We start from the raw sequence: 21,586 nt of genomic DNA on the forward strand, positions 1-21,586 counted from the left end.
ATGAAACATTTTATCTTACTAATTATCACTCTTTCCCTTTGCAGTTGCGGAGGTTTTCAGCCCTCTCCGCAACAAAGGTCTGTGAAAAGCAGAGCGGCGGCAATGAATTATGCGACCAAAAAGAAAACGGTAAAAATCATTCATGCTCCTTATCTGGGAGCCACTCCCATTGAGCTGGATGAGCACAAGTTGCCAGCAGTCTTTTCAAGACGTGTAACATTGCATGCATCCGGCACTGCTTCAGAACTGGCCAAACAAATTAATGAGCTTGTTCCCGTCCGCATCGAGGTCGAACACATAGGTTCAGCTTCTAATGAAGAGGGCAAACAAGCCGTAAATAAAATGAAGCTAAATTATGACGGCCAGCTCAAAGGGTTGCTTGATTCTATGTGTGAATATTTCGGCATGGGCTGGGAGTTTGATGATGCCACTTCCAAGGTTGAAATCACGCGATTTCAGACCAAATCATTCAGCCTTGCCGTTGCTCCGGGCAACATTTCTTACGAATCTATCATTACTAACAAATCACAAACTTCCGGAGGTTCTGCGGACTCCAGCAGTATTGAAGGAGTCGGGCAAACTTCAAAAACATCAGACAGCACCAGCCAAACTTCGCAGACCAATAAAGCCACCTTTGTGGGCGATGTCTGGGACGACACATCCAAGGCCATTTCAGCCATGCTTTCAAAGGACGGTCTAGTTGTAGTTAATCAGGCTGCCGGCATGGTCACAGTGACTGATACTTCTACAGCCCTGCGCAGAGTCAGCAAGTATATCAAGTCTCTGAATATCAAGATGGGCAGGCAGGTCGCTCTGGCCGTTAAAGTCTGGGCTCTAGAATTGAACCATAATGCTGATGCCGGTTTCAATCTTGAAACAGCACTACAAGCCGGACAGGCAAGTCTCGGACTGATGGGCGGCCAGCCATACAATACTATTGCCGGGGCCGGAACGCTGACAGCAGCAATTCTTGACGGCTCATGGAAGGACTCCAAGCTTGTCCTTAGAGCTTTAAAACAAAACGGTCGCACAACTTTGCTCACTTCCGGATCAGGCATTGTAATGAATAATCAGGCTCTTCCTGTTCAGGTTGTTAAGCGTGATTCCTATCTTGCCGGCATGAGCAGCAGCCGCGACAGCCAGTCTGTTCAGACCTCACAACTCACACCAGGTGAAGTCTCTACCGGATTTTCCATGACGGTCATTCCTCACATTATGGATAACCGGAAAGCAATTCTTCAATACAACATAAATCTTTCATCCCTTGATTCTCTTACCGAGTTTTCTACCGGAGATATGAAAGTTCAGCTCCCAGAGGTTTCCACGCGCAGTTTCAGCCAGCGCGTAACCATGAAATGTGGACAAACTTTAATTCTGGCCGGATTTGAACAAGAGACGAATCAGGAATCAAAAGGACTGGGTATCACTTCGGGCGGAAACAGTCAGAAATACGGCAAAAGCCTCATCATCATCACCATCGAAATGGAAAGTGCGGGAGTCTAATCATGCACACAATTAAGATTAATAAAAAACAATATGCGGCCGGTTTCTGGTGGCAGATATTGGATGGTAAAGGGCGCAAAAAACAGCTCATAGAGCAGGCCCGTAAAATGGCCGCAAATTTTGCCGACCGGGAATACAACTATGTCATTGCCAGAAAACAGCAGTTCGGACTCAGCTCTGATCCGGCAAAACTTAAAAGGATTCCATCTTTGGCGTGTGCTTTGGTGGAACGTTCCAGATCAACTTGGGTCGGGATGTTCTGCTTAAATGATGAAAAGAATCTCTGGTGGATCTGCGCAATCAGCAAAAAGACAATTGTTGCTGAAGGTGATCGCATTTGCAATTCCAGAGAAGAAGCTGAAGCTCATTTAAATAATTTGAAAGCCATGTCTAACTGGGAAAATAATGAGTTCATCTGCGAAACATTCAGTGACACGCTCAAGCACTTTGATGGACTCATTAAGCCTTCAGAACGAGTTCAACCGCTCTATCCGCAGAAAAATAACGGAAAACTTCTTCTACTCGCTGCGGCAGTAATTATTATCGTTGCCGGCTTTTCTTTTTGGAATGACTACCAAGCCGATCAGCTTGCAGAGCAACAAAGAATTGAGGCCATTAAAGCCCGCGCTGAATCTGAAAAAAACAAAGAAATTATAAGTTCTGACCCCGGTAAGTATTTCACCATGCCGTGGAAAGTTTCCCCGATGCCTCTAAAATTTGCAAAACAGTTTCTAAGAGCCATGCGGAAAACAGAACCATTTAATAATGGTTGGAAACTGGAAACCATTACCCGAAATGACAAAGGCATCTACATGGCATGGTCGCATCAAGAGGGCGCAGAATTCACCAGCCGTCCAAGCGACTCATCCTTTGGATCACGTCCTGATCTGGCTGAGATAATCATAGATTACCCCAAAGAACTAGTACGGCCAGGACAACCACTGACGAATAAATCTGAGGTAACTGCGCTTCTTTACGAACTGACGCGCACCCTTGGCGCAAAATTGAATCTTACTTGGAAAGCTCCTGAAATAAAGAAACAGAAAAGCAAGTTACTGAATCAGTCTCTTGATATTATTGCCCCGTGGATCAAAGGAGAGTGGAAACTTTCCGGCCTTCCTGCCGGCTCTGCAATTTCTGAATCCCTGTTTGCTAGGATGGATTCAATACCCTGTCTGGTTATCTATGAGATCTCCTTCACTAGAAACCAGTGCACCATGGAGGGTCAAGTTTATGCCAAATATTAAGAAGTTAAAAACCAGCCGTTTAATTTTGATCTGCGTCTTCATATTAGTCGCAGTCATAGCCGGCGCAGCAGCCGTCTTTTTCAACAGTAACAAAATGCAAGAAGACACAAATGAGACTCAGGAACTTGTGTTTTTCAATGCCACGCAATCCAACAGAACAAACTTTAATACCAAAGTATTAAGCCCAATTTCAAACGCGACTCTATGGACCACAATATCTATAGGAAATTCAACTAACAGCACTGATACGATTTCAATGCCCGTATTCGAATCACCTTCAAATGGAACGATTGAAATATCTATTCCGTCTGTAGAGATAAAAAGCGATCTAAGAGTCAATAATTTAAAGGATAATTCGACAAAGAATTTAACCAAAGAATCAACTTCAAAGAACAAGAAAAACGCGCCTGATGAAACGAATATTACACCCCTTAGCTATTTCACCTCACTGAGATCTGATCTTGAATTATTGAAGCTTCAAGTTTCAATAGCTGAGCAGAACCAAAAGCTGATTAAGCTTCATACTCCTGACCCTGCCGTGATTAAAGCTATTCAACAAAAACCAGCCAAAAAGAAACAATACCGTCCTGTGTGGCCGAAAATCGTTTCTATCCAAGGAGTGGACGGAAGACTTTCTGCGACCCTTTCGAGTTCTGCCGGAGTCCAGACAGTGAAAACCGGAAGCAATGCCGGCCCCGGTAAAGTTGCTTCAATAACTCCATCAACTGTTCTGATCCGTTTCAACGGCAAGAACGTTCCCTTGAAATTCAAGGAGTAGATCATGACGAACAACGAAATTCCAAAAGAACTTCAAGAACGGGTACTGCTCCTAAATGACATCATCTATATCTCAGCGGAGGTGGCAGACGATGCAGTTTTGATGTCTTTCCTTAGCTATGCGGCGCGTAAAGGTTTCAAGGAAACCAAAAGACTTGAAGCTGAAGAGTTCCAGAAATTGCGCAAGAAAAATATCACCAAAGCTGAAACCAAAAGCGACATTCAAGATCTCGCTGTTCAGATTATTGCTGATGCTTACGAGCAAGGTGCATCTGATATTCACATAGGCGATTACGGCCCGTTTGCCTCTATTCAGTTTAGAAAGCTGGGCATGTTGCAGAACTACAAGCAACTGATGGGAGAAATTGGCAGAAAAGTAATTGTTGCAATGTATCAAACCATGTCCAACAGCGCAGACACCACATTTGTAGCTAAGGAAAGGCAAGACGGCAGGATCGTAAGCAACGATTTCCTTCCTGCGGACGTTCACTCTATCCGAATTCATACGGAACCGCTCGACTGCTCAATGGCGGAGAATGGAACCGGAACTTTCATGGCGCTGCGCCTTCTTTACGATCGCACAACGGCTAAAGGGGATTTGGATGATAGATTGAAAATCCTCGGCTTTTCCGATCGCCATATTCGCAGATTTCAATTTCTCACCCAGCGTTCTGGACTGACTCTTCTTTCAGGCCCGACCGGCCACGGTAAAAGTACACTGCTCAAACATATCATGGAGTGCATGGCCGAGGATAATCCGGAAAAGAATTTCCTCGCCATTGAAGATCCACCGGAATACCCGCTTGAAAGGGTAAAGCAGGTTCGGGTCAATACTAACGATCAGGATGATAATCGTGGATCGGCATACCGCAACGCAATTGCCGGAGCCATGCGCTCTGACCCTGACACCATTATGATCGGTGAAGTCCGTTATCCTGAAGCGGCTTCAGCGGCTCTTGATGCCGCTCAAACAGGACACGGAGTATGGACAACAGTTCATGCAAACTCAGCATTAGGAATCATTCAAAGAATGGTTTCTCTGCTCCGTGCTGCTCAATATCCTGATCCTCTTGAATACCTTTGTGACCACACAGTTCTTTCCGGCCTTCATCATCAAAGGCTTGTGCCGGTGCTTTGTCCGAACTGCAAGATGCCGCTTAAGGATATAACCAAACTTCCAACTGACAATGAACTGCGCCGGAAGTCTCTTCCTGAAGCCGTGCTCAATCGTCTTTTCAGAGCGGTTAACAATATGGAGAACGTCAACATCAGGGGTGAAGGTTGTAAACAATGCTCTGGGGTTGGAATTATCGGGCAAACCGTAGCATCTGAAATAGTAACCACCGACCATGTAATCCTGAAAGCTGTACGCACAGGAAACATGGAAGCGGCATACAAACATTGGAGACATGAGCAGAACGGCCAGACCTTTGTCAGCCATGCCATCGATCTGATTGAAGACGGATTAATTGATCCTTATCTGACAGAACGCAGACTTGGTGTGCCATTAAACTATGCCAAGGCTTTCGATGATTTCAACCTTTCATCTTCCGATCTGGATGAACTAGCCGGTTCAAAAAATGTGGAGGCTCCTCATGGTACTTCCTGAAATTAATGAAATACTGGCGAAGATTTTCTTTAACCATAAAGAACGGATTCGTATTTATCGAAAGCTTTCTGCAATGACCAGACACGGTGTAAGTGTTGCGGAAAGCCTGCTCTATCTCGAAAAAAGATACGCAAAAAATTACAGCCCGCTAACTCCTGTTCTTACGGAAGTTTCAGCGCGAATAAACTCAGGAAGTAAGCTTCATGAAGCTCTTCAAGGATTCATTCCAGCAGAAGAATCTATGCTGATCCAAAGCGGAGTAAATTCCGGTAAACTTTTTGAATCTCTGGAACTCTCAGTAAAATTAATCAAAGCCAGATTAAAAATTATAAGCAGCGTGTGGAAGGCTCTCAGTTATCCATGTCTTTTAATTTGTGCGCTCATTACGCTTCTAATCGTGCTTTCAAGATACGTCATGCCCAGACTTACTGAGATTTCAGATCCGGCATTTTGGCAAGGCAGTGCACAAACTCTTTATCAAGTTACGCGATTCATAGACTCCACAGCGGGAACTCTGTTTCTTGCCGGATTAATCCTCTCATTCCTTATCTCGCTGGCGACTCTCAAAATATGGACAGGAAAAATACGCGTCCGTTTTGACAATGTACCACCATGGTCCTTTTACCGTCTTATCACCGGTAGTCTATGGCTCTTTACCCTTTCTACCATGATGGAATCGGGCATTCAGCTTTCGCAATCTATGAACGACATGCTCTCCACTCCAGGATCAAGCCCATGGCTGAAAGAGAGAATGCATTCAGTCAAAGCCCAGCTCAATCTGGGTAAAGGTCTGGGGCAGGCTCTGGATGACTCAGGATACCAGTTTCCTTCCAGAACAATCATTGAAGACCTGCGGGTCTATTCAAAGCTTCCGGGCTTTGACAGCCAGCTGAAACTCATTGCCGAGGAATGGCTGAATGAGGGCATGGAAACAATCAAAGTTCAAGCCAAAGTAATAAACATGGCGTGCATAGTCGGCATCATTTTTATGATTTCCAACATCGTTCTCGCGATGACTTCCCTTCAACAACAGCTCGGACAAAACATACTTTAATAGGAGCAATCATGACTTTATTTGAAACGCTTGGCTCACTTCTTATAGCTTTGATCGTTTTTGGAGGATCATCCTATATGATATCTAAATCGATGGACAACGACAAAATATCTACGGCAGAACAAAACCTCTCGACCTTTCGGCTCGACTTAAAACAGCTTTATACAGGCGAGCCAGACTTTACAGGTATGACTACTGAAATTGCCGTTAAAAACAAAATTGTGCCTGACAGCATGCTGAAAAGTAGCGGTGAAATCCGCAATGCATGGAACGGAGCCGTGTCCGTAGCTGAAGGAACAGACCCAACCACATTTACGATTACACACAATAAAGTCCCTGAATACGCATGTGTAAAACTGGCAACATTTCAAGCCGGATCATGGGAAACTATTACTGTGAACGGTGTTGAAATCGACCAAGCAAGCGGAATGGTCGGAGCCATAACAAATCAGCTTGCCACCACTAATATCATCGTCTTCACCTCCAACTAGCAGAGGCTTTAAATGATTCTCAAAAGTGTATCATTCACAGATCTGATTCTTCATGAAAGCGGCGAAGCTTTCATGAAGGGTTGCGATAATTGCGACCAGAAGCTTGTTCCTTGTGAGGAAGACACCAAAAATGAAATTGAAGCTCTCCACGCAGAAGTTATTAAAGTTCATACTGAAACGGGTAGACACACTTTCAGAATTAAGCACGAAGACGTCGGTTACAGAGTTGCGCTCTATGAGGGTGTTGTCTGGGGCAGCGGGAAAGTCTTCTTCTTACGCAGGATTCAGGGAAACGTTTCTGCCTTCACGGAACTGGGATTACCCCCCGCCCTTTCAGAATGGCTTCTTAATGCGAACCAGAGTAAGGGGCTGGTCCTTTTTACCGGTGCGCAAGCTTCCGGAAAAACCTTCAGCGCGTCATCTTTAGTAGCCACACGGCTTTCAACTCTTGGAGGCCACGCCGTCAGTTTTGAAAACCCGGCCGAAATGCCCTTAGATGGCAAACATGGAGATTTCGGTTTCTGCTTTCAAGCCGAAATAGATCATGAAGAGGATCTAGCTGAAGCCATCGAACGTTCTCACCGCTTAGCTTCTCCTAACATTATCTACATCGGGGAAATCCGAAGCAAACACGCAGCCAGTGAAGCTCTGCGCGTCTGCCTTGGTTCAGATCAACAAATAGTTGTGGCCACATTGCATGGCTTCGACCTTGTAACGGCTCTGGAAAGATTGGTCACAATGGCCCGCGAAATTGACGGAGACATTGCCAGTCAAAATCTAGCTCAAGGCCTTCTAGCTGTTGTTCATCAGCAACTTGAACACGTCGACGGCAAAACGGTTCTCCATGTCCCTCAGTTCCTGCTGGCTCCTTTTAATGAAAACTTCAAAGGGCTCCGCGCAAAAATTAAGAACGGTGAACTGACGGGATTACAGGAAGAAATGCGGGAACAGAAAAACCGCATTCAATTCGGAGGGCTTGAATCATTATGCAAGGATTAGCTGTATTTTTCTGCCTCCTCGGCACAATGGCAATGATCAGTCCGGAAATACCCACCCCGCGAAACTCACCTAAGGCTGAATCTATAGCTGTGAATTACGCGATCTATCGCAATGCGGTGAATAACTTCGTGACAAGCAATTCAACCATCACAACAAGTGAAGTTCCCGTTTCTAATCTATCAATTCCATCCGGTTGGAAACCCATGCGTGCATGGGCCAACCGGATGGATGACGGAAATTGCTATGTGTGGGGTGCTGTGCAGGGAAACGAATCTGAGGAAATCAGAAAGATTTTCATGGGTAGTTTTGCCATCGGAGTTAAACGAAACGGTTTTCTGGCCAACGCTCACGGATCGGATACAGCCCTGCCGACGTTCATTCCTGAAAACAGCATTGTCAGCGTCATCACCCAGTAGGAGATAGTTATGAAAGATAATCGTAAAAACAAACAGGCTGGATTCGGACTTATCGAGGTGTTGGCAGGACTTCTTATTTTCATGCTTATGCTTCCCATGCTTGCCGACATGATGGACCGAGGCATGGAGTCAATCAAACAGCACAGCGTCAGTGATCACTTAGCAAGTATCATGGATGCAGCGGCTTCATATACCAAAGAAAATTATGACGGACTGATAACATCTTCCACCGCAACCGGCGCAACTCAGATCACTATGGATCAGCTTCGAACTGGAGAGTTCCTCTCTTCCGGCTTTAAGGATCTGAACGGATGGGGCCAACGGTACGGGATATACGTGCTTGAACCAACCGTAGGCGACCTGCAAGTTTTGGTGCTGACATACGGAGGCCGAACTTATTCTGACAAAAGCAGAAAATTTAGTTCCGCCATTGTTCCAGCCACAGCCGCCATGATCGGTGGCGCAGGTGGTTACATCCCCATCGGCGACCTCCCGGGACAAAGTGCAACCGAACTAAGAGGTTCTTACGGCGGTTGGACAGTAAATTTAGCAGCAACAGATATCCCCATCCCTGCCGCCGGACATATCGGCGGAAGAGCTTTTCTGCGTGAAGAGGATATTGGAAAAGATTTTCTCTATCGCGTTGAAGTCCCCGGTCATCCTGAGCTGAACGAAATGTCCACAGAACTGGATATGACCGACCACGCCATTGAAGGTGTGAAAGAAATTAAGTTCGAAGAGCATACTCTTGCAGATATCGACACCACAGGATTCTGCAATGATGCAGATAAAAACGGGCGTGTTTTTCTTGATCCGGCAGTAGGTCTTTACGTCTGCCGCAACGGCCAGCCTGAAGTCATAGCCGACACCGGCAATTCTCAGTTTCTTAAAGGATCAACTATTGCGGTTGATGGCGAACTTATCCCTAAACCAGTCTGCCCACCCGGCATTATCTCAAATCCCCAAATATTTGTGGCCCCCACAATCTTTGCTGAAGGACCAATTTCAAAAGCCATTGTCGCTGTCCAATCATGGGCCACTGACGTTGGAGACAACTGGCAGGTCCACCTACGCATTCGCACTGCCGACACGGGAGGTACATGGATAGTTCCTCCTGCCGGATACGGAAAAGTAATGGTCCTCACAACTTGCAACTAAAGGAGAAAATCATGAGATTCACACACAATATTAGATCTAAATATCTTTTAATTTTTATGCTTCTACTTTTCGTTTCTGTGCATTCCTCAGCAATCGCAGGGGATGCAACAAGTTTTGATCCGACAAGTATAACTGTTGAGGCTAAAGCAATCAGCGGAGTACCAATCGGCGGTGTAATTCCATGGACTTCCGGAACTGTTCCCGAAGGATTTCTTGAATGCAACGGTCAATCAACCTCCGCCTATGCAGACCTTGCGGCAATAGTCGGTAGCACTGTTCCAGATCTCCGGGGTGAATTTATTCGCGGCTGGGATCACGGCAAAGGAGTTGATGGGGGGCGGAGTCTGAGAAGTATACAATCACAGCAACTTGGCTCCCATCAGCATCAAAGTGGATGGGGCGAAGCTAATGGCGCAGGACATGCCTATGCTCCTTTTGGTTCTGGAGGAAGTGGCCATGCGGGATCAGGGAGTTCCGATACGGACAATAATATGTGGTACACGGATGACGGTAGTGCACTAAATGGTGGACGTGTTGGTGCAGAAACACGACCGCGCAATTATTCCATGATGTACATCATCAAGGCTGAATAGGAATTAACGATGTCAGATTCTCCTAACAGCCTCACGCGCCCTATTAGAGCGACTAAAAGCGGTAACAGAATTGTCTACTTAGGCATTGCCGTTGCTACTATTTTGGTCCTTGTGTTTGTCTATTCACTATCTCAATCCGGCAAAAAAAATGACAGCATTGAAACAGGAAAAGCTGCTGTTATCGAAACTGACCTTAAGCAACCATTGGCGGCTCCTGAAACTCTTGGACTATCCACTCCTCCTCAAGAAGAAGAGAAAGAGCCTTTACCAGAGCCGCTAACGGAAAGACCACTCGTAACAGTTGTACGCGCTGCCGAACCTTCAGAAATTGAGAAGCAACACAGAAAAGAGCTGCAAGAACTACGAACATTCAAACTGGAAAGAATGAGAGCTGCTCTTGCCGCGCCGCTCAAAATTCAAACGGCCATGCCGGATAAAAATGAGCGGAAGATAGTGCAAACTTCTTTCAATGATGTCCGCGCAAGACATCCTTTAACTGCTACAGAAGCATCAACAGGTATTCCGGGAGATTTAGATGATCAGCAGGAAAAAGAAGAATTTCTAAATTCCCGCGCAGCCAAAGATGGTTCGTGGCAACTGCCTTATGAGCGTGTCCCCGGCAAAAGATTTGAACTTAAAACAGGTTCCGTCATCACCGGCATCATGATCTCAGGAATTAATTCAGATCTCCCCGGTCAGATAATCGGGCAAGTAAGCAAGAATATTTATGACACCGCAAGTGGAACTTACATGCTTATCCCTCAAGGCTCCAGAATGATCGGAGTCTATGATTCACGGGTAGCTGTAGGTCAATCCAGAGTTCTGGTTGCATGGAATCGCATAATTTTTCCTGACGGGTCTTCAATCACTCTCGGCGTAATGCCAGGCACGGATATAGGAGGTTACGCCGGCTATTCAGGGGATGTGGATAACCATTACCTGAAAACATTCGGCTCGGCGGCTATCATGAGTTTGATAAGCGGCGGTACGGCTTATGCCATGGACTCTTTCAACAAAGGATCTTCGGCAAGCCAGACGCCAACTCTTCAAGATGAACTCGGATCAGCTGTGGCCAGCCAACTAGGCCAGTCCACTCTTCAATTACTCCAAATGAATGTGAAGCTGAAGCCAGCAATATCCACCGAACCGGGCAAGAGATTCAATATGGTTGTCACCAAAGATATTGTTTTTGCACGCCCATACCTCCCTTACAGGAGCCAGTAATGAACGATCAATACGGACTCGGTGAAAGCACAAAAAAAAGCAATATATGGTTGCTCTATTTACTCTTTATGGTCGCAGTCACCCTAATAGCGATGAGCTATGCCACCCAGCATACAGCCGAACTATATGGACATCATAAAGCTCTGGGAAACACGGTCTATAGACAATTTTACTGGCCGTGGATGATTGTAATTTGGTTTCAGAAACTATCCTCAAGCAAAAGTTTGAACCACATTATTGCGATCGCGCAGGTTATATTTATCGGGCCGCAAGTTGTTGTACTCGGCTTTGCTCAACTCTTCATGAGAAAGCCTGAAGGAATCAGCGATATTCATGGAACAGCCCACTGGGCAACCAAAAAGGAAATAACAAAAGCAGGGTTGCTTCAAAACACCGGCGTTTATGTTGGAGGCTGGCAGAACAAGGAAGTCCTTCACTATCTGCGTCACGACGGTCCGGAACACATTATGGCCTTCGCCCCTACCCGCTCCGGGAAAGGTGTAGGCCTTGTTCTGCCGACTTTGCTCTCATGGGATGAGAGTTCCATTATTTTAGACATCAAGGGTGAGAACTATGCACTAACTTCTGGGTGGAGAAAATCTCAAGGGCATAAAGTTCTGAAGTTTGATCCGACCGATGCCTCTCAAAAATCTACACGATATAATCCTTTGGCTGAAATAAGACTTGATGGACCTCATGCCATTCCCGATGCCCAAAATGTTGCCAACATGATCGTTGATCCTGACGGAAAAGGACTCAAGGACTACTGGAATAAAGCAGCGTTCGGATTTTTAGGCGGAACAATTCTTCATTGCATGATTTTATGCAGGATCAATGAAAATCGGCATGCCACTCTCAACGACCTTTCTCTGATGCTTGCTGATGAAGACAAAGAAATGACTGAACTTTTTGAAGAAATGCTGAATACAGATCATGTCACCTATCTAGACATGCTCTTTGGCACTAAAATGGATGAATTAGCGGTCAAGGCTGTAAAGCAGTTCATATCCTCTGCTGCCCGCGAAATGCTGAACAAAGCCGGTGCAGAACTTTCAGGGGTTGTTTCCACTGCTGTGGCCAACATGGCTCTTTACCGTGATCCAGTTGTTGCATGGGCTACTTCCGGTTGCGATTTCCGCATTTCCGATCTCATGAATTTTGAAAAACCTGTTTCCCTTTACCTTGTGATCAGGCCTTCAGACATCGACCGCCTTCGCCCTCTTATCAGACTTATTCTGAACATTGTCCTGCGCCGCCTCACAGAAAACATGGAATTTGAAAACGGAGCTGCCAAGGCAACATATAAGCATCGACTGTTGCTTATGCTTGATGAATTCCCCGCTCTGGGACGCATGGAAATTTTTGAACGCGCTCTGGCCTTCATGGCCGGCTACGGAATCAAAGCCTACATCATTACGCAGGATCTCACCCAGCTTCAATCTGCATACGGGAAAGAAGAATCCATCATGAGTAACTGCCATATCAGAATTGCATATGCTCCAAACAAGATTGAAACAGCGCAAGCTCTATCAAAAATGACTGGAGAAGCCACAGTCATCCAGAAAAAGACTTCACTTTCGGGAAGTAGATCAGGGCACCTTGGCAGAGCGAGTGTAAGCATTTCAGAAGTTAAACGCAGTTTGCTTACACCTGATGAATGTATGCGCCTCCCTGGAGCAGAAAAGGAAAACGGAAAAATCATCCGTCCCGGTGACATGCTCATCTTTCCCGCCGGATTTGCGCCAATCTACGGCAAGCAAATTCTTTTCTTTCTTGATCCTGAATTTCTTAAAAGGGCCAAGATTACAGCCCCTGACAAATCAGACATTCTCGCAGAAATTGGCCCCAACAAAGAAGAGCCTGCAAAGGCAGATACCCAGGCTAAAACCAAAGCCGACCGCAAAGAACTCGACGACCTCATTGAAGCGACAGAAGTCCATGAATAATGCTGACATTACAAAATTACTCCCGGTGCGCTTCCCCCGTGAAGCGTGCAGGACTTGCCCAAATTGCGCAGCCTGGATGGCCAGTCACGGTTCCAGAAAAACAGGCCGCCCCGGTTGTCAGCTCTGTCATGGAGACGGACGGGTTCCGTATATGTACCTGCCTCCTGAACGAGTCTCCGGCCGGAAGCTTACCATGATCGAGCAAGGAAACACTCCAGTGCTTATGCCTGTGTTTGGTGAATGCAAAGAACCTGGAAAACACAGAGCGATGAAAATGGGCACACAAATACGCTGCCCTGGCTGCGATGATCTTTGCGTAATGCCTGAAAATATTCAGGCCGGTGATTTGGTTACAACTGACCTTAATAAAAAAAGGAGGAATAATGAGCTATATCCCATCAAAACTGCACTCTGATCAGAAAAAAACACCTCTGAAAATATATCTGGCATGCCCGTACACACATCCAGATCCGGAAGTGCGAACTAACCGCTATGAAGCTGTTAACATTGCCGCCGCAAGGCTTATTACCGCGGGCTATATTGTTTACTCCCCGATTTCGCATTCACACGGAATCACGAATACAGGGTTGCCCATGGATTGGACTTTCTGGAAACGCATTGATCAAGAATTTATTCGCTGGGCCGATCAGCTCTGGATTCTTAAACTCGAAGGTTGGGAAGAATCGCACGGGATTGGGGCTGAACTCGAATTTGCCGCAAGTGAATTCAAGGTAGTCAGATTTGTTTCTCCTGAACATTACAACGTATCCTCTTTCTAAGGAATCAGGTTCTGAAATGACTTCAACGGCACGGAAATACTATCAACCAAATGGTTCTGATACCAATGGTGATCGACATCAGAAACAAGCTGACACCGATCACCTGAAAATGCTTATGCGCCGTGACATAGCCGCCTTTTATAATGCCCTCTCCGGAACAGGCAGAAGGATACTTGCCGCCCTAATCCAATCTGCTCCGGCAATGGATGCGCCGTATTCTATTGTCATTTCCAGCCTTCAATATGCCGCTAAATGCAGCAAACTTAGCGTATTACGTTCTCTCCCGAAAGGTGAGAACGCAGGGCTGTTTCACAGAGAAATAAACAGCTCCGGACGTAGGCACGGAACGATCGTGACCTTATATAAAGAACGTTGCGAGTTCTTTATAAGCCTGTTCAAACATGAATACGGTTTGCTCGCTGATACCGATCATGATTGGTATCAAAAGGAGAATGTTACCAAAGGTGATCGGTATCAAACCGTTATTGGTAACAAGGTTGACCAAATAGTAAAAAATCAATCTCTTTGTATAAGCACTTCTGATAAAACAGATGCTCTTTTTAACCGTTTATCCGATCAGGGTAAGCGAGTGTTTGGTATCATATGCTCCCACTCTGTAGAAGCGAAGCAGGACGAAGTAAGTCTTGTAATTCAGGCAATTGCCAGAAAAGCAGCATGTAGCGAAGTCACAGCACGCAGGGTGATCAAACACGGCCATGATGCTGGTATATACTCTAAAAGAATCCACGAACGCGGGCCCCGCTTTGGTATCATTCTCCAATTAAATAATGAGCCTATTACCCGTATTCAGGATCTTTTAAAATCCTATCCACCACATTTTGATACCAATGCTGATCGATATCAAACAGGTGTTACCAATCATGATCGGTATCATGACCGCAATGATACCGATCTTGATACCAAAGGTGATCGGTATCATGTTACCAATGCCGATTCATTAGCAAAACAGCATGTTAACCCTTGCCAACCAAGAGCTGATGAGAATCAAGGACGCTCTTTTAATACCAATACTGATCGGTATCAAAATCCACCCTTCTTAGATAGACAGATAAAAAGTCTATCTAGTTCAGAAGAATCAGAAGAGGAAAAGTGGACGCGCCGGTTGCTATCAATCAGCCGCGATGATTTTCAAGTCCTCTGGCCCAGCCTGCACAACAAAAGGTTTGGTCCTGATCAGATCCGCCAGATTGTAGAACACCGGCTTTCTTTCGGAGAAACAATCCTCGACATCGAAGAGTCCTTGCACGCCGCACATTGGGAACTGGAAAATGAAACCTTCCCTGAAACCCGTAAAGGAGTCTGCAATTATCTATTCGCAACTCTGAAATCAAAAGGAACATGGCGCAGGCCTGTTGGATTTTTAACCCCGAATGAGCAAGCTCTTGCGAACGCAAAGAAGGCCGACAAAACCCGCACGGAACTGAAAAATATTGAAACGCAGAAAATTGAAAAGGCTGAACAAGATCTACAAAATCATGATTTTGAAAACTGGCTTAACTCGTTAGACAATTCTGAGATCGAGTCCATTGACTCAAAGTGCCATCTGAATCTCAACAGTGATACGGCAAAACGCGGCTGGCGTAAGACCTACTGGGCCAAAAATATTCAAGAGGCCGCAGCGTGAAAAGTCTCGCCCTGACTCTTTTCATCTGCCATGCAGTGACAATTATCTTCCTGATTCACGAGGTTGGCTATCGCGTTAATTTCACAGACTCTATGCCCCATGGCATTTATCAGATTCTTCCCGGCAAGCCGGCTAAAGGTGATCTGGTTACTTTCAGCCTCCGTGAAGACAATCCATATTTTCAAATTTCGCTTGAGCGTAATTATCTGGGTCTAAACAAAAACGGTCCTCTCCTAAAAGTCTTTGCAGGAGTAGCAGGAGATTACATTCAAGTTTCCACTATGGGCGTATCTGTAAACGAGACGTTGCTTCCACGTAGCAAACAAAAAGAATCTGATCGTTACGGAAGAAATCTTCCCGTCCTGCTTCACTCTACCATTATCCCCTCTGCAAAAGGACTCGTGATGTCCACTTACACCGAAAATAGCTTTGACGGCCGTTACTTCGGACTGGTGGACATGGACCGAATGCAGCGGGTCGTTCCTGTTTTAACCTTTAATCCGGAGGAGAAAAATATCGCTAAATACTCCTACCCAAAATGTGGACGTAAACTAGACCACATACCGCCAACCAATGAAAAGATATCTCTGTGGATTTGCAACAGCTACCCAGCTTGCCACTACTGGACAACCAAACCAGAGGAACAGGCTGAAACGTTAATAGTTGCAGCACAAACAAAGGAATAATTATGCGCTTATTTATAGCAGAAAAAAAGGATGTAGCTGAGGCAATTTCAATAGCAATGGGAGGACCGTCAAAGCCTTCCGGAGCTTCATTTTTTATAAATGGAGATCATATAACCTGGTTATGGGGACATGTTCTTCGTTTAACAGATCCTGAAGAACACGATGATCGGTATAAAAAATGGTCACTGAGTGTTCTGCCCATGGACTGGCCAATCAGCTATGCACCGGAAGAAAGGCATATTCCCCACCTCAAAAAAGTCATTGAGTTAGCAAGTAACGCAACTGAACTGATCAATGCCGGTGATCCAGATCCAGAAGGTCAGAGGCTGGTAGATGAAGTCATCGAGTACGCCGGACTTGAAGGAAAACCGATTAAAAGAATACTGATCAATGACAACAACAGCCCTGCAATCCTCAAAGCAATTGAAAACATTGAAGACAACGAAAAGTACAGAGGGCTGTCCATGTCTGCCCTGGCACGAGCGGTGTGTGATCAGCGGTATGGATACAATCTTACGCGCTGCTTCACTCTGAAGGCTCGTGAAAAAGGTTACGACGGAGTTCTTTCTGTCGGGCGAGTGCAGACTCCTATCCTCGGCCTTGTAGTTGCCCGCGACCGCGCACATGAGGCTCACAAAAAACAAGCTTATCACAACATTAAAGCTCAGATTAATATGTCGGACAGCAGGTCAATCAGTGCGGATTACATTCCTGTTTCAACTGATCCTATGGATGAAAAAGGCCGCATAATCGATGCTGTTTTTGCAAGGAAAATTGTAAACGAAGTCCAAGGACAACCCGTCTCAATATTGTCCGTGGAATCAGTGAATAGAAAGAACAGCCCACCCCAGCCATATAATTTGCTGGCTCTTCAAGCTGATGCCGCAGGGCTATGGAATTACAAACCGAAAGCGGTGCTTGAAATTACGCAGCGGCTCCGTGATCGCCATAAAGCAATTACTTACAACCGCAGTGATTGCCGTTTCTTAAATGACGATCGGCACAGTGAAGCTCCTGAGCTACTGAAAAATCTATCCTCAGCTTTTGGAGAAATGGCGGAATACGCTAATCCAAATCTAAAAAGTAAAGCTTTCAATTCAAAAAAGGTCGGAGCACATCACGCTATCATTCCCACAATGAACGTGCCGGACCTTAATAAATTATCCGAAGATGAACGCCGTATTTATGAGCTTATAGCACGCCTTTACATTGCTCAGTTTTATCCTCCAGCAGAATTTACAGCCACAAAAGTACAACTGGAAATTGCCGGGCATACTTTTGTGGCTGAAGGCAGACTCAATGCAGTTCCTGGCTGGAGATGTCTAAATCAGGCAGACCTTAAAGATTTTGAAAAGGCCGAAAAACAAAAAGAGCTACATAAACTGCAAAAATCTGAATCCGGACATGTTGAATCAGCTGAAAGCACAAAAACTTTCACAAAACCACCGGCCAGATATTCCATGAAAACCCTGCTTAAGGATCTGACCGGAGTCGCCAAGTATGTAACTGATCCTGAAATTAAAAAGCTGCTGCTCGATAAAGACAGCGATAAACAGGATGAGTCAGGCGGAATTGGGACACCGGCCACTCGGGATTCCCACATTGATACATTGTTTCGCAGAAATTTCATTGCTGAAGAAGGAAAGCACATAACCAGCACGGAAATCGGGCGCAGCTTTCACGATGCCCTGCCTGATTTTGCGGTCAAACCTGACATGACAGCTCTATGGCATGAAAAGCAAAAAATGATCGAAGCCGGTGAGATGGACTATCAGGATCTGATTGCCGAGGTGGACAAATCCGTTGCGCTAGAAATTGAGCGCGTTATGAAAAACGGCCTGAACATCGATATAAAAAGCGATGGAATCCAGTGCCCAAGATGCAAGAAGGGAATCCTCAAATCTAGACAAGGCCCAAAGGGGAAATTCTGGGGCTGCTCTAGCTATCCGGAGTGCAATGCAATTGTTCAAGACAAGGATGGGAAACCCAATATTTCATCCAAACCGACAAAAAAACCTACAGGATCATCGGCCCACCTTTGCCCAGAGTGCAAAAGTGGGCTCGTGCGGCGTCCCGCAAAAAAGCAAGGAGTCTTCTGGTGGGGATGCAGCGGTTATCCTGAGTGTAAATTCATGGCTTATGATGAAGAAGGTAAACCTAAATTGGAGAATTAAAAAATGCTATACACAGAAGAAACGGCATGGGCTGACGTTATTTTTTCAGGCGAAATCCCCAAGGATGAAACAATTCCCCTTCAACCTTGTCTTTGGTGCTCAGCACCGGAGGGTAAACTCAGTTGCCTTCATTCACAGATTCTAGGTGAAAAAAAAGATCAGGAGAAAAATCTATTTTCAATTCGTTGTGATCGATGTGGCGCTCACAGTCCGTTATGTGAATCCATGGAAGAAACTGCTTCTGTTTGGAATTCAAGCACTTTCAACACAGATACGAATCAGAAAGGCCAACTAACTGTAAGAATAATAAAAGACGCAAAACCCAAAGACAAAATCTATCGACTGGGAGACTCTAACGGGCTTTGCCTGGAAGTAACTCCATCCGGATCTAAGCTATGGCGTTTGCGCTATTACTTCGAAGGAAAAGCCAAAATGATTGGTTTAGGGGCCTTCCCGGAAACAAGCTTGAATAAGGCAAGGAAGATTAGAAATGAACAACAGCAAACTCTCAAAAAGGGCATAGATCCCTCAAAAGAAAGACAAAAACAACAAGTAAATACCAAGGAGGTTCAGGAACAAGCCAAAATCATCAACAAAATAGATACCCTAATCAGGCAACTCAGAAACTCAAAAAAATCATTCAAAGCAACAACTGAACCCGCGGAGTAAAAAACATGTCCGACAAAGACGAAATCAAAAAACGGTTAGACGAACAAGCCCGCCAGATCGACAAAGATCTATCCGAAAATCCGGGCGCAGCAATCGAGGTTGATCAGGAGCTGGCCGACCATATGGGGGCTTTTGAAGAAAAGGCCATATCTCTGGAAGATGCTGAAGACGCTTCTTTTGATGGGGATGAAGATATCTCCGGAGAGGATTAGCTATGGCAAAAGATAAAAAGCCTTTTCACGAAAGCTTTGCTGAAAAGATAATTGAAAGTTTAAAGGCAGGAACCGCTCCGTGGCAACGGCCATGGGAACCGGGTGAATATCAATCACCTTTCAATCCTATTTCCGGTTCTGTTTATAGCGGAGTCAATCAGGTGGCACTCAGTGCAGCCGGTCTGAATGACCCTAGGTTTATGACTTATAAACAGGCAGCGTCCAAAGGTTGGCAGATAAAGAAAGGGGCCAAGTCAGAGAAAGTCGTTTTCTGGGCTTCAGGTAGGCCTGAACTTATCAAGGATGAAGGGAATAAGCCTATCCTTGATGAAAATGGCAAAATGCAATTTGAAATTATTCCATTCCCAAAACCTGTACTGCGCTACGCAAGCGTTTTCCATGCGAGTCAGATTGAAGGAATTCCGGAATGGGAAGGACGGGAAGTAACATGGAATCCTGATGAACGGGCCGAAATAGTTATCGGCAATTCAGGAGCAAGCATCATTCATGATCAACATAAACGGGCTTTCTACAGGCCTTCATCAGATGAAATACATCTGCCTCCCCAAGCCGCTTTTGACAGTTCAGACAAATACTACAGCACGGCATTGCATGAGCTGAGTCACTGGACAGGCCATGCTTCGCGACTGGACCGAGAAGGAGGACCATTTGGATCTGAACTGTATGCGCGTGAAGAACTGCGTGCAGAAATAGGAAGCTGGATGATCAACTCTGAGCTGGGCTTGGGGCATGATCCAAGCCAGCACCTCAGTTACGTAGATAGCTGGGTGAAAGTTCTTGAAAAGGATCCTTATGAAATAGTCCGGGCATGTAGAGATGCGGACAAAATTAAGAAATACACCCTCGATTTTGAAAAACAGCGCAGCATGGAAGAAACTAAGGAGCAAGGAATGGCTATGTCCGGACCGGACAAGGCGAGGCTTGAACAACGAGAATCAATGCATGGAACACCTGAAAATGGTAAAACTTATCTGAAAGTGCCATTTTCCGAAAAAGAACAAGCCAAAAAGCTTGGAGCCAAATGGGATAAAGAGCAAAAAATGTGGTTTGCTCCTGAAGGAGCAAATCCGGATTCTTTTAAAAAATGGTTGCCGAGACTTGCAGAGCGAATTGAAGTCAGTATTAAAAAAACTGGTGAACTTATCCAGTCAATGACAAAAGACGCTGAAAAAAAGAAACAAGAAAAGTCTCAGGCAAAAAATCCAGCTCAAGAAAAAACTTATCTTAATGTACCCTACAAGGAAAAATGGCAGGCCAAGAAGCTCGGCGCACGCTGGGACAAATCAGCAAAACTCTGGTTTGCAGCCACCGGAACAGATCTGGATCCACTTTCAAAGTGGCTGCCCAAGAATAAAGCTATCACTCCTGCCGGCAACCCAGAACAGGAGTTTGCAAAAGCTGTTCAGGAAGCCGGTCTTGATCTTCAAGGCCAACTACCCATTATGGACGGAACTCTCCAACGAATACCTGTAATTGAAGGTAAGCAAAATTCCAAAGACGGGGCTTACACAGGGTTCCTTGATGGCAATCCGGCAGGGTTCATCCAGAACCACAAGACCGGCCTTAAGATGAATTGGAAAGCAGAAGGCCATCAGTTAACTGATGAACAAAAAGCAGAGTTAAAAGCACAGTCTGCTCAAAAGAAGCAGGAACGTGAAAAGCTGCTTGCCGAGCAACGAGAGAAAGCGTCCAAACGCTCATATGCCAAGTGGAAAAATGCAAAAGACTGGGCCAATGATAAACAGACTTATCTAGCGAAGAAAGGAGTCTACGGTTATGGGGTCAAAGTAAATGAACATGGGAATCTGATTATTCCCGGTAGAGATGTGAATGGTCATATTCATACCCTCCAGACAGTTACCGAAGAGGCAAAACTCTTTGAAAAAGGAGGGCTTAAATCAGGCTCATTCCACACCATTGATCCTGACCAGAAGATTGCCCAAGGCGGCCCGATTCTCATTGCTGAAGGGTACGCAACATCAGCCAGCATACACATGGCCACAGGAGAACCGACAATTGTTGCTTTCGATGCATCAAATCTTGAGCCGGTCGCAAAGGCACTGCACGAAAAGTACCCGGATAGCCCGATTATAATTCTTGGAGATAATGACCATCATCTGAAAAATAATGTGGGAGTAGAAAAGGCAGAAGCGGCGGCAATAGCTGTTAGCGGAGTGGCCATAGTTCCAAAGTTCTCAGACAGTGAGCGAGAACAAGGCTTAAGTGACTTTAATGATTTGCATCAGTCTAGTGGGCTGGATGCGGTTAAGAAGCAGCTCTTCGGTATCAATAAAGCACCTAAAAAAGCTGCTCAAAATAAAAACGAGGAACAGGCCTTAGCAATATAAGCAAACAAGCGGGATCTGAGGGGGGCCGCTTAAAC

The 21,586-nt window shown here is 45.5% G+C and carries 20 protein-coding genes; all 20 read left to right on the plus strand.

Annotation, left to right across the window (positions count from 1 at the left end):
- The 20 genes from BR06_RS0103115 (at nt 1) to BR06_RS0103210 (ending at nt 21,551) form a co-directional block, all read left to right on the plus strand.
- Nucleotides 1-1,503 (plus strand): type II secretory pathway component PulD-like protein, encoded by a 1,503-nt coding sequence (locus BR06_RS0103115; RefSeq protein ID WP_031480026.1) that lies wholly within the window; start codon nt 1-3, stop codon nt 1,501-1,503.
- Between the two features lie 2 nt (nt 1,504-1,505).
- Nucleotides 1,506-2,750: a type 4b pilus protein PilO2 gene (gene pilO2, locus BR06_RS0103120; RefSeq protein WP_031480028.1), complete on the plus strand. Its 1,245-nt coding sequence runs from the start codon at nt 1,506-1,508 to the stop codon at nt 2,748-2,750.
- Entirely contained in the window at nt 2,737-3,528 is a 792-nt protein-coding gene (locus tag BR06_RS0103125) for a hypothetical protein (RefSeq protein WP_031480030.1), read from the plus strand. Before pilO2 ends, BR06_RS0103125 begins: the two co-directional genes overlap by 14 nt.
- Nucleotides 3,529-3,531: 3 nt before the next feature.
- On the plus strand, nt 3,532-5,136 hold the full coding sequence (locus BR06_RS0103130; protein ID WP_031480032.1) for a GspE/PulE family protein: 1,605 nt from the start codon (nt 3,532-3,534) through the stop codon (nt 5,134-5,136).
- Complete coding sequence (locus BR06_RS0103135) at nt 5,123-6,190, plus strand: type II secretion system F family protein (RefSeq protein WP_031480034.1); 1,068 nt, start codon at nt 5,123-5,125, stop codon at nt 6,188-6,190. Before BR06_RS0103130 ends, BR06_RS0103135 begins: the two co-directional genes overlap by 14 nt.
- An 11-nt stretch (nt 6,191-6,201) precedes the next feature.
- On the plus strand, nt 6,202-6,681 hold the full coding sequence (locus BR06_RS0103140; protein WP_031480036.1) for a type 4 pilus major pilin: 480 nt from the start codon (nt 6,202-6,204) through the stop codon (nt 6,679-6,681).
- Between the two features lie 12 nt (nt 6,682-6,693).
- Nucleotides 6,694-7,680 carry an ATPase, T2SS/T4P/T4SS family gene (locus tag BR06_RS0103145; protein ID WP_031480038.1) on the plus strand — a complete coding sequence of 329 codons (987 nt, stop codon included), beginning with the start codon at nt 6,694-6,696 and terminating at the stop codon, nt 7,678-7,680.
- Nucleotides 7,668-8,096, plus strand: coding sequence for a type IV pilus biogenesis protein PilM (gene pilM / locus BR06_RS0103150; RefSeq protein WP_031480040.1), 429 nt, complete (start codon nt 7,668-7,670; stop codon nt 8,094-8,096). Before BR06_RS0103145 ends, pilM begins: the two co-directional genes overlap by 13 nt.
- Nucleotides 8,097-8,105: 9 nt before the next feature.
- Nucleotides 8,106-9,254 carry a shufflon system plasmid conjugative transfer pilus tip adhesin PilV gene (gene pilV / locus BR06_RS0103155; RefSeq protein ID WP_031480042.1) on the plus strand — a complete coding sequence of 383 codons (1,149 nt, stop codon included), beginning with the start codon at nt 8,106-8,108 and terminating at the stop codon, nt 9,252-9,254.
- Between the two features lie 11 nt (nt 9,255-9,265).
- On the plus strand, nt 9,266-9,847 hold the full coding sequence (locus BR06_RS0103160) for a tail fiber protein (RefSeq protein WP_051676876.1): 582 nt from the start codon (nt 9,266-9,268) through the stop codon (nt 9,845-9,847).
- Between the two features lie 9 nt (nt 9,848-9,856).
- Nucleotides 9,857-11,071, plus strand: a complete 1,215-nt coding sequence (locus BR06_RS0103165) for a TrbI/VirB10 family protein (RefSeq protein ID WP_031480046.1) — start codon at nt 9,857-9,859, stop codon at nt 11,069-11,071.
- A complete protein-coding gene (locus BR06_RS0103170; protein ID WP_031480048.1) occupies nt 11,071-13,017 on the plus strand; it encodes a type IV secretory system conjugative DNA transfer family protein in 1,947 nt (648 codons plus the stop codon). The genes BR06_RS0103165 and BR06_RS0103170 overlap by 1 nt, the downstream gene beginning before the upstream one ends.
- Entirely contained in the window at nt 13,010-13,432 is a 423-nt protein-coding gene (locus BR06_RS0103175; RefSeq protein ID WP_031480050.1) for a hypothetical protein, read from the plus strand. Before BR06_RS0103170 ends, BR06_RS0103175 begins: the two co-directional genes overlap by 8 nt.
- Complete coding sequence (locus tag BR06_RS0103180) at nt 13,401-13,796, plus strand: DUF1937 family protein (RefSeq protein WP_051676877.1); 396 nt, start codon at nt 13,401-13,403, stop codon at nt 13,794-13,796. Before BR06_RS0103175 ends, BR06_RS0103180 begins: the two co-directional genes overlap by 32 nt.
- Before the next feature lie 16 nt (nt 13,797-13,812).
- Nucleotides 13,813-15,441 (plus strand): helix-turn-helix domain-containing protein, encoded by a 1,629-nt coding sequence (locus BR06_RS0103185; RefSeq protein ID WP_031480054.1) that lies wholly within the window; start codon nt 13,813-13,815, stop codon nt 15,439-15,441.
- A complete protein-coding gene (gene traF, locus BR06_RS0103190; protein WP_084154003.1) occupies nt 15,438-16,127 on the plus strand; it encodes a conjugative transfer signal peptidase TraF in 690 nt (229 codons plus the stop codon). The genes BR06_RS0103185 and traF overlap by 4 nt, the downstream gene beginning before the upstream one ends.
- 2 nt (nt 16,128-16,129) lie before the next feature.
- Entirely contained in the window at nt 16,130-18,301 is a 2,172-nt protein-coding gene (locus BR06_RS0103195) for a DNA topoisomerase (RefSeq protein WP_031480058.1), read from the plus strand.
- 225 nt (nt 18,302-18,526) lie between these two features.
- Nucleotides 18,527-18,970, plus strand: a complete 444-nt coding sequence (locus BR06_RS0103200) for an Arm DNA-binding domain-containing protein (RefSeq protein ID WP_156952638.1) — start codon at nt 18,527-18,529, stop codon at nt 18,968-18,970.
- A 5-nt stretch (nt 18,971-18,975) separates the two neighbouring features.
- On the plus strand, nt 18,976-19,182 hold the full coding sequence (locus BR06_RS0103205) for a hypothetical protein (protein WP_031480062.1): 207 nt from the start codon (nt 18,976-18,978) through the stop codon (nt 19,180-19,182).
- A gap of 2 nt (nt 19,183-19,184) precedes the next feature.
- Nucleotides 19,185-21,551, plus strand: coding sequence for a zincin-like metallopeptidase domain-containing protein (locus BR06_RS0103210; protein ID WP_031480064.1), 2,367 nt, complete (start codon nt 19,185-19,187; stop codon nt 21,549-21,551).
- Nucleotides 21,552-21,586: the final 35 nt, after the last annotated feature.

Source organism: Maridesulfovibrio frigidus DSM 17176, from assembly GCF_000711735.1.
Lineage (GTDB): Bacteria > Desulfobacterota > Desulfovibrionia > Desulfovibrionales > Desulfovibrionaceae > Maridesulfovibrio > Maridesulfovibrio frigidus.

What these genes read in the sequence shown, in the direction of transcription:
- pilV (WP_031480042.1), top strand. Translation starts at nt 8,106, where the DNA reads ATGAAAGATAATCGTAAAAACAAACAGGCTGGATTCGGACTTATCGAG.
- pilO2 (WP_031480028.1), top strand. Translation starts at nt 1,506, where the DNA reads ATGCACACAATTAAGATTAATAAAAAACAATATGCGGCCGGTTTCTGG.
- BR06_RS0103205 (WP_031480062.1), top strand. Translation starts at nt 18,976, where the DNA reads ATGTCCGACAAAGACGAAATCAAAAAACGGTTAGACGAACAAGCCCGC.
- BR06_RS0103170 (WP_031480048.1), top strand. Translation starts at nt 11,071, where the DNA reads ATGAACGATCAATACGGACTCGGTGAAAGCACAAAAAAAAGCAATATA.
- BR06_RS0103135 (WP_031480034.1), top strand. Translation starts at nt 5,123, where the DNA reads ATGGTACTTCCTGAAATTAATGAAATACTGGCGAAGATTTTCTTTAAC.
- BR06_RS0103180 (WP_051676877.1), top strand. Translation starts at nt 13,401, where the DNA reads ATGAGCTATATCCCATCAAAACTGCACTCTGATCAGAAAAAAACACCT.
- BR06_RS0103195 (WP_031480058.1), top strand. Translation starts at nt 16,130, where the DNA reads ATGCGCTTATTTATAGCAGAAAAAAAGGATGTAGCTGAGGCAATTTCA.
- BR06_RS0103140 (WP_031480036.1), top strand. Translation starts at nt 6,202, where the DNA reads ATGACTTTATTTGAAACGCTTGGCTCACTTCTTATAGCTTTGATCGTT.
- BR06_RS0103210 (WP_031480064.1), top strand. Translation starts at nt 19,185, where the DNA reads ATGGCAAAAGATAAAAAGCCTTTTCACGAAAGCTTTGCTGAAAAGATA.
- BR06_RS0103130 (WP_031480032.1), top strand. Translation starts at nt 3,532, where the DNA reads ATGACGAACAACGAAATTCCAAAAGAACTTCAAGAACGGGTACTGCTC.
- pilM (WP_031480040.1), top strand. Translation starts at nt 7,668, where the DNA reads ATGCAAGGATTAGCTGTATTTTTCTGCCTCCTCGGCACAATGGCAATG.
- BR06_RS0103175 (WP_031480050.1), top strand. Translation starts at nt 13,010, where the DNA reads ATGAATAATGCTGACATTACAAAATTACTCCCGGTGCGCTTCCCCCGT.
- BR06_RS0103145 (WP_031480038.1), top strand. Translation starts at nt 6,694, where the DNA reads ATGATTCTCAAAAGTGTATCATTCACAGATCTGATTCTTCATGAAAGC.
- BR06_RS0103165 (WP_031480046.1), top strand. Translation starts at nt 9,857, where the DNA reads ATGTCAGATTCTCCTAACAGCCTCACGCGCCCTATTAGAGCGACTAAA.
- BR06_RS0103200 (WP_156952638.1), top strand. Translation starts at nt 18,527, where the DNA reads ATGGAAGAAACTGCTTCTGTTTGGAATTCAAGCACTTTCAACACAGAT.
- BR06_RS0103160 (WP_051676876.1), top strand. Translation starts at nt 9,266, where the DNA reads ATGAGATTCACACACAATATTAGATCTAAATATCTTTTAATTTTTATG.
- BR06_RS0103185 (WP_031480054.1), top strand. Translation starts at nt 13,813, where the DNA reads ATGACTTCAACGGCACGGAAATACTATCAACCAAATGGTTCTGATACC.
- BR06_RS0103125 (WP_031480030.1), top strand. Translation starts at nt 2,737, where the DNA reads ATGCCAAATATTAAGAAGTTAAAAACCAGCCGTTTAATTTTGATCTGC.
- BR06_RS0103115 (WP_031480026.1), top strand. Translation starts at nt 1, where the DNA reads ATGAAACATTTTATCTTACTAATTATCACTCTTTCCCTTTGCAGTTGC.